The sequence below is a fragment of the Mesorhizobium sp. M7A.F.Ca.AU.002.02.1.1 genome (assembly GCF_003998535.1).
Taxonomy (GTDB): Bacteria; Pseudomonadota; Alphaproteobacteria; order Rhizobiales; family Rhizobiaceae; genus Mesorhizobium; species Mesorhizobium ciceri.
The window spans coordinates 1-7,291 of record NZ_RZPB01000276.1 but is presented as its reverse complement, the minus strand read 5'-3'; the positions used below and the strand labels follow the sequence as shown (position 1 = coordinate 7,291).

The window sequence follows — 7,291 nt, the reverse complement described above, 5'->3', positions numbered from 1 at the left end:
TGGGAGGACTGCTCCGGGCCGTCGCGGTTCAAGGAGGAGGGCGCGCAGGAGAGCCTGGTGTCCGGCATCAAGAAACTGACCTCGAAGCCGGTCGTAGGCGTCGGTCGCTTCACCTCGCCGGATGTGATGGTGAAGATGATCAAGTCCGGCACGCTGGATTTCATCGGCTGCGCGCGCCCATCGATTGCCGATCCCTTCCTGCCGAAGAAGGTGGAGGAGGGGCGCATCGAGGACATTCGCGAATGCATCGGCTGCAACATCTGCATCACCGGCGACATGACCATGTCGATCTCGCGCTGCACGCAGAACCCGACCTTCATGGAGGAATGGCGCAAGGGCTGGCATCCCGAACGCATGCAGGCCAAGGGCGATAGCGACAGCGTGCTGATCGTCGGCGCCGGCCCGGCCGGGCTGGAGGCGGCGCGTGCGCTCGGCCTGCGCGGCTATCAGGTGGCCATCGCCGAGGCCGGCACCGAACTTGGCGGCCGCGTGGCGCGCGAGTGCCGCTTGCCTGGTCTCTCGGCATGGGGACGCGTGCGCGACTACCGCCAGTACCAGATCAGCCAGATGTCCAATGTCGACGTCTATTTCGAAAGCCGATTGTCGGCGCAGGAGATACTGGACTTCGGCTTTCAGAACATTGCGCTTGCCACCGGCTCGACATGGCGCCGAGACGGCGTGGCGCGCGCGCATGTCGTGCCGATGCCGATCGACCCGGCCATGCCGGTCTACACGCCGGACGATCTGATGGCCGGCACTGTGCCGACCGGCAGTGTCGTGCTGTTCGACGACGACCACTACTACATGGGTGGCGTTCTGGCCGAGCTGATGGCGCGCCAGGGCGCGAAGGTGACGCTGGTGACGCCGTCGGCCTATGTATCCGACTGGACCCGCAACACGCTGGAGCAGGGCGCCGTCCATCGCCGGCTGGCCGAACTCGGCGTCGAGATCGTGCTGAACCGGACTGTGACGCGCATCGTGCCGGGCGGTGTTGCCACGGCGTGCGCCTATACGGGCAGCCAATTTGACATCGCCGCGGACGCCGTGGTGCTGGTCACGTCACGCCACCAGGACGATAGTGTCTGGCAGGAATTGAAGGCGCGGCGGGACGAATGGGCCGACAGCGGAATCCGCTCGATCAAAATCATCGGCGACGCCGAGGCGCCGGGTCCGATCGCCTGGGCAACCTATGCCGGTCACCGCTTCGCGCGCGAGCTGGATGAAGCCGATATCGGCGACGCACTGCCCTTCCGCCGCGAGGTCACGGCGTTGGCCGCGGAATAGGGCGCCTGCGGTTCGCTGCAGGCGACAGGGTCATCGCGTGAAGGGCGGATTTCAGCGCCGCTGCAGTGCTCGACCAGCAGGTTCTTTTAAAGTGCATAGCTGCGGGAATGGCTGTTGTCGCTACTCATCGTCGTCTTCGGTTTCCGGCTTAGGAGCCATGGCCTTAATGAAGGCATCTTCTACAGTGCGCGGAACTCTTCGACGGTCGGACATTTCAGATATTGCCTGTGCGATTGCTCCAACAGACGCCTTTCCGTCGATGCTTACGGTAGCTGTCAGATCTACAAATGTCGCAATTGCGTTTCGATAAAGCGCCGAGACCAAAAACCCAACGGGCTGACCGGAAGGTAAAACCAAGTGCTCCCGTCCAACTGGCTCGCCATGGAGAAAATTGTTTCTCGCTTGGTAAGCGAGAGCATACAGATAGCTGGGAAATGCTTTTCTTACGACGCTCTTTTTGCTCAACCGCACATCATGGACTTTTTCGCGAACTGCTTCACGCTCCCATTCACCGCGTTCAATCAATGCAAATACTTTCGCGCGGTTGGCTTCACCGCCAGGGCCAGGGTGCACGAGTATCTCAAATGCGCTTATCCAAAGCGACAGGGATCGGCCCCAGTCATATATCGTGGCGCCCGCGCTTTGCGGCATTTGCATTGCGGCATTAGCAGCGTTCAGAGAGCGAAATAGCGCAAGTTGTTCCCAGTGTGGCGTTCCGCCGGAAAATCTCTTCCTCCACCAGTCTAGCAAAACTTTTAGTAACGCTTCATCAATGTCCCAATCGCGAATCTGGACGACCGAAAGTCCTGGCGAGGAAAGCCCCCTAAATCCTTTGATCTGATGAAGTGCGCTTACGGCCGGAGTGTTCGCGATGAGGTGCTCGCCATTCCGATCGACCATCCAAGGATAAAGATCGAAAGAGTCAGAGTACATCGGTCGGGAATAATTGCGATGAGTTATGGCCGCAGCGCGTGCAAATGGGATGATGGACGCGGCAACGGCATCTCGAAAACCCGAGACAGCTTCGCTGTTGAGAAACTCGGCGGGCGTATCAGATCTCGCAACGAGCGCTGCGGGCGTAATCCTCACTCCGTGGCTGTTTGTAAACCTTCGGAAGAATGCTTTTAGATTTGGCTGCAGGGCAAAATTATCGGACAGGCGCGCGTCATCGCTGCCGATCATGGAGAATTGTTCTCCCTCAATCGGGTCTGTGACGACGATGTTCGGAAGCGCAGCGAGAATATTCCAACTCATCAAAGAAGCTCATTTCCCGGCATGATTATTTAGCGGTCGGCGCGACGCACATAAGCCTCGGCCGATCTAGGATATCGGTAGTGCGACTCTTTTCATGATCGGCTGATTGGCATCCAACGAAGCCGCAGACAATTGGATTCCGAATGATCTAGCGTTGCGCCGCTGCTCCCCGTCGATTTCTCTCCAACTCAACTCGACCAAAATTGGCGATAACGCTCTCACCCTCTTTATAGACTTTCAGCGCGAGATCTGAAGCATTGCTCAGCGTGTTGAGCGGCACACGTTTGATCGCTCGGCTTTTACGATCAGTAGCCTTCAATAATTTCGCAACGCTATTGGTCGCTAGAACATGTTCTCCACCGCTGTCGATAACCATACTGTGGGCGGCGAGGTTCCGAGCCCGGTTTACTTTTTCAACGCCGTCTGCGTAACGCAGGACTGGCTTCTTCCATTCGTCGTTGGATATCTGCGTGACAAATGCCTTCAGGATTTCAACTTTTCGGGCCGGGTCCAGGGCAGCGACAACCGCGAGTGTCAGCGCCTTCCCGCCAAGAGATAGAGCTGCCACCAAGACGGCATTTAACTGATTGTCTAAGAGTGAAGCCATGAGTACGATTCGGCCCACGACTTCACAGATCTCTTTTTCAGCTTCAGTCTCAGATTTCTTGTCGATCATTTTTCGTCCTCAGATCTGGTGCCGTTGCCGCCGTTGTAATCTCAACGCGATCAGCGCCATAGGCTGCTTGATCTCTGCCTTGGTTCCAGTTGCTGTTCCGGTCGTCTCAAACCGATTGACGTAGTGAATGCGTTAGCCGCAGTCGGTCCTACTGCCGCCAAAATCACAGCTATCCATTTCCAGCGTCCACCTCTATAGGCCTGCCAAGGCGTAGCGAGCACCGCTCTCTCTCGATACCGCATTGCACAATTCCCTCGCTTAGTCACAATGCAGGCATGGTTCGAACCGCACTCGCCGTCCTGGTGATCGATGAAAACCGCATCCGCGCCGCGATCATCGAGGCGGGTTTGCGCGAGGCCGGCCATGAGCGGGTCACCGTCATCCATGATGTGACCGGCATTGCGCGGCGGATCGCCGAGATCGAGCCCGATGTCATCGTCATCGATCTCGAAAACCCGAATCGCGACATGCTGGAAAACATGTTCCAGCTGTCGCGTGCCGTAAAACGGCCGATCGCCATGTTCGTCGACCGCTCCGACCAGGCCTCGATCGAGGCGGCGGTCGATGCCGGCGTTTCGGCCTATGTCGTCGACGGTCTGCGGCAAGAGCGCGTCAAGCCGATCCTCGACATGGCGGTCAGCCGCTTCAACGCCTTTTCGCGCATGGCACGCGAACTGGAAGAGGTTCGCGGCGAGCTCGAGAGCCGCAAGGTGATCGACCGTGCCAAGGGCATCCTGATGAAATCGCGCGGCCTCTCCGAAGAGGCGGCCTACACGCTGCTGCGCAAGACGGCGATGAACCAGAACCGCAAGATCGGCGACATCGCCCAAAGCCTGGTGACTGCCGCGGGGCTGCTGGGACCGGCGGAGGACGAATGAGCATGACTGCCGAGCACCAGATCACCGCCGGCTTCATGCCGCTTTTCGACAGCGCCGTGCTGGTCGCGGCCGGCGAGCTTGGCTTCGCCGCGCAAGAAGGCATCGATCTGAAGCTGCACCGCGAGACATCCTGGGCCAACATCCGCGACCGCATCGCCATCGGCCACTTCCATCTCGCGCATATGCTGGGACCGATGCCGCTCGCCTGCAATCTCGGGCTGACGCCGCTGGCCTCGGAAACCATCGTGCCGTTCTCGCTCGGCCTCGGCGGCAATTGCGTCACCATCTCCAATGCCGTTTGGGCCGGTATGGCGGCACACGGCGCCGAGGCCGACCTAGACCCGGCGCGCGCCGGTGCCGCACTTGGCGCGCTCATTCGCGAGCGCGCTGCGGCCGGTGGCGATCCGCTGCGCTTTGCCGTGGTGCATCCGCATTCCGGGCACAATTACGAATTGCGCTACTGGCTCGCCGCCTGCGGCATCGATCCGAGCCAAGAGATTGAGATCGTCATCGTGCCGCCGCCCTTCATGGCCGATGCGCTGGCCGCCGGCCGCATCGACGGCTACTGCGTCGGCGAACCCTGGAACAGCGCTACGGTGGCCGCCGGCACCGGCCACATCGTCACCGTCAAGGCGCGGATATGGCGCAACAGCCCGGAGAAGGTGATCGGCGTGCGCAAGGCTTGGGCAGATGAAAACCCCGAGGCCTTGGCGGCGCTGCTGCGCGCGCTGCATCACTCGGCGCGCTGGTGCCAGGATCCGGCCAACCATGGCGAACTGGCCGGGGTGATGGCGCAGGCCGGCTTCCTCGGCCTGCCGCCGACCGTGCAGATGCCGATCCTGACCGGCCATCTCCAACTGGGCGGCGGTGCGGAGCGGACCATCGACGACTTCTTCCTCCCCTTCGACAAGGCGGCGAACTTTCCGTGGAAGAGCCATGCGCTGTGGTTCTACACGCAGATGGTGCGCTGGGGGCACGTGGCGCACACGCCTGAAAGCCTTGCCATCGCCCGCGATTGCTACCGTCCCGACCTCTACCGTTCGGCGCTGAAGCCGCTCGGCGTCGCGCTTCCCGGCGCCAATTCGAAAGTCGAGGGTGCGCTCCAAATTGCCACCGCGGTCGGCGCGACAGGCGCCGGCCTTGTGCTCGGTCCTGACGGTTTCTTCGACGGTCAGATCTTCGATCCTGACGAGATCGATGCGTACATTACCGGCCAGAAATCTGCCGAGATTCAGGCCTGATCATTTCCGCGCCATCCTTGTGCATTGCACAAAAATTGTGCGCGCGATTGCCCTAATGAACAATCTTTGGCCTTCCGGCCATAGGGTTCAGTGCGCCGGCGATCAGCGCAGGCTGCGGATTTCATTGGCCTTTTTCACCTCTCTCAAAACTGGCACGGTTCCTGCTTTGAAATAGACAGGCCCTTTGCGGGTCACGGAACAGGCGTCCAATGGCGGGCGCCACAGGCAAAGCTGCCGCTCAGGTTCATGCGCGCTCCCGGTCACCCGGACGCGAAGACCTGGCTGGCGGCTTTTTTGTTTTGATCAACACGCAATCGACGACGCGGATCTCAAGCCGCGCCCAACCGGAGACGACGATGACGAAACGGATCAGGACTGGAACGACCCTCAAGGACATGACGCGCCGCGATTTTCTGGTCAGCAGCGCGATGACGGCCGGCCTGTTCGTGGCGGCCCGCAAGCTCTTCCCTTCCGGCGCCTATGCCGCGACCGCCACTCCGGAGGTCACCGGCGCCAAGCTCGGCTTCATTGCCCTCACCGATGCGGCCCCGCTGATGATCGCCAAGGAGAAGGGGCTGTTCGCCAAGTTCGGCATGCCCGATGTCGAGGTGCTCAAGCAGGCCTCCTGGGGTGCGACACGCGACAATCTGATGCTCGGCGGCGCGGCCAACGGCATCGACGGCGCTCATATCCTGACACCGCTGCCTTACCTCATGCACACCGGCAAGGTGACGCAGAACAACCAGCCGATGCCGATGGCGATCGTGGCTCGGCTCAACTACGACTGCCAGGGCATTTCGGTCGCCCAGGAATATGCCGGCACCGGTGTCGGCCTCGACGCCTCGAAGCTGAAAGACGCCTTCGCTGCCAAGAAGGCGACCGGCAAGGAAATCAAGGCCGCCATGACCTTCCCGGGCGGTACGCATGATCTGTGGCTGCGCTATTGGCTGGCCGCCGGCGGCATCGATCCCGACAAGGACGTCTCGACCATCGTCGTGCCGCCGCCGCAGATGGTGGCCAACATGAAGGTCGGCAATATGGACGTGTTCTGCGTCGGCGAGCCGTGGAACGAGCAACTCGTCCACCAGGGCGTGGGCTTCACCGCCGCCACGACAGGCGAATTGTGGAAGGGCCATCCCGAAAAGGCGCTCGGCCTGCGCGCCGAATTCATCGAGAAATATCCGAACGCCACCAAGGCGATCCTGATGGCCGTCATGGAAGCCCAGCAATGGTGCGAGGCCACCTAGAACAAGGACGAGATGGCCGCTATCATCGGCAAGCGGCAATGGATGAACGTGCCCGTCGCCGACATCATCGGCCGCCTCAAGGGCGACATCAACTATGGCAATGGCCGCGTCGCCAACGGCACCGATCTCTCCATGAAGTTCTGGAAGGGCGGCGTCTCTTATCCGTTCAAGAGCCATGATGCGTGGTTCCTTGCCGAGAACATCCGCTGGGGCAAGTTCGCGCCGACCACCGACATCAACGCGCTGGTCGACCAGGTCAACCGCGAGGATCTGTGGCGCGAGGCGGCCAAGGATCTCGGCGTCGCGGCAGCCGACGTTCCGGCGTCGTCGTCGCGCGGCGTCGAGACCTTTTTCGACGGCAAGATTTTCGATCCGGCCAACCCGTCCGCCTATCTCGACAGCCTGAAGATCAAGGCATCGGCGTAGCCTGATCGCAAGCGGCGCGCATGCGCCGCTTGCGATCACTACCTGCCCCCAAGGAGTTTTCCCCAGACATGTCGATCCAGACTATCGAGGACACCAAGGTGAAGGCCTTTCCCGCCAAGCCGGCGGAGGTCATCGCCTTCACTGCCAAGGCACGGCGCCGCTTCGAGCCGCTCGCCATCGCCGGCAAACTGGCGAGCGCGCTGGTGCCGCCCATCATCGTCATCGCGCTGATGCTGGTCGTCTGGCAGATCGCCTGTTCGTCGCCGACATCGAGCCTGCCGCCGC

The 7,291-nt window shown here is 61.2% G+C and carries 5 protein-coding genes and 2 pseudogenes; 5 read left to right on the top strand and 2 right to left on the bottom strand.

What is annotated here, in order from left to right:
* Positions 1-1,284, top strand: a 1,284-nt coding sequence (locus EN879_RS17855) for an NAD(P)-binding protein (protein WP_164774451.1), incomplete at its 5' end; no start/stop codon positions are given.
* A 120-nt stretch (positions 1,285-1,404) separates the two neighbouring features.
* Here EN879_RS17855 and EN879_RS17850 read toward each other — a convergent pair.
* Together EN879_RS17850 and EN879_RS17845 are read right to left on the bottom strand one after the other, a co-directional pair.
* Entirely contained in the window at positions 1,405-2,538 is a 1,134-nt protein-coding gene (locus EN879_RS17850) for a hypothetical protein (RefSeq protein WP_063168700.1), read from the bottom strand.
* 148 nt (positions 2,539-2,686) lie between these two features.
* Positions 2,687-3,214, bottom strand: a complete 528-nt coding sequence (locus tag EN879_RS17845; protein WP_063168699.1) for a hypothetical protein — start codon at positions 3,212-3,214, stop codon at positions 2,687-2,689.
* 275 nt (positions 3,215-3,489) lie between these two features.
* Here EN879_RS17845 and EN879_RS17840 point away from each other — a divergent pair, with 275 nt between their 5' ends.
* From EN879_RS17840 to EN879_RS17825, 4 genes and pseudogenes are all read left to right on the top strand, one after another.
* A complete protein-coding gene (locus EN879_RS17840) occupies positions 3,490-4,092 on the top strand; it encodes an ANTAR domain-containing response regulator (protein WP_013530455.1) in 603 nt (200 codons plus the stop codon).
* A gap of 2 nt (positions 4,093-4,094) precedes the next feature.
* Positions 4,095-5,333, top strand: a complete 1,239-nt coding sequence (locus EN879_RS17835; RefSeq protein WP_063170300.1) for a CmpA/NrtA family ABC transporter substrate-binding protein — start codon at positions 4,095-4,097, stop codon at positions 5,331-5,333.
* A gap of 356 nt (positions 5,334-5,689) precedes the next feature.
* Positions 5,690-7,006, top strand: a pseudogene (locus tag EN879_RS17830) (CmpA/NrtA family ABC transporter substrate-binding protein).
* A gap of 68 nt (positions 7,007-7,074) precedes the next feature.
* A pseudogene (locus tag EN879_RS17825) lies at positions 7,075-7,291 on the top strand (nitrate ABC transporter, permease protein); the annotation flags it as partial.

What these genes read in the sequence shown, in the direction of transcription:
- EN879_RS17850 (WP_063168700.1), bottom strand. Translation starts at nt 2,538, where the DNA reads ATGAGTTGGAATATTCTCGCTGCGCTTCCGAACATCGTCGTCACAGAC.
- EN879_RS17845 (WP_063168699.1), bottom strand. Translation starts at nt 3,214, where the DNA reads ATGATCGACAAGAAATCTGAGACTGAAGCTGAAAAAGAGATCTGTGAA.
- EN879_RS17840 (WP_013530455.1), top strand. Translation starts at nt 3,490, where the DNA reads ATGGTTCGAACCGCACTCGCCGTCCTGGTGATCGATGAAAACCGCATC.
- EN879_RS17835 (WP_063170300.1), top strand. Translation starts at nt 4,095, where the DNA reads ATGACTGCCGAGCACCAGATCACCGCCGGCTTCATGCCGCTTTTCGAC.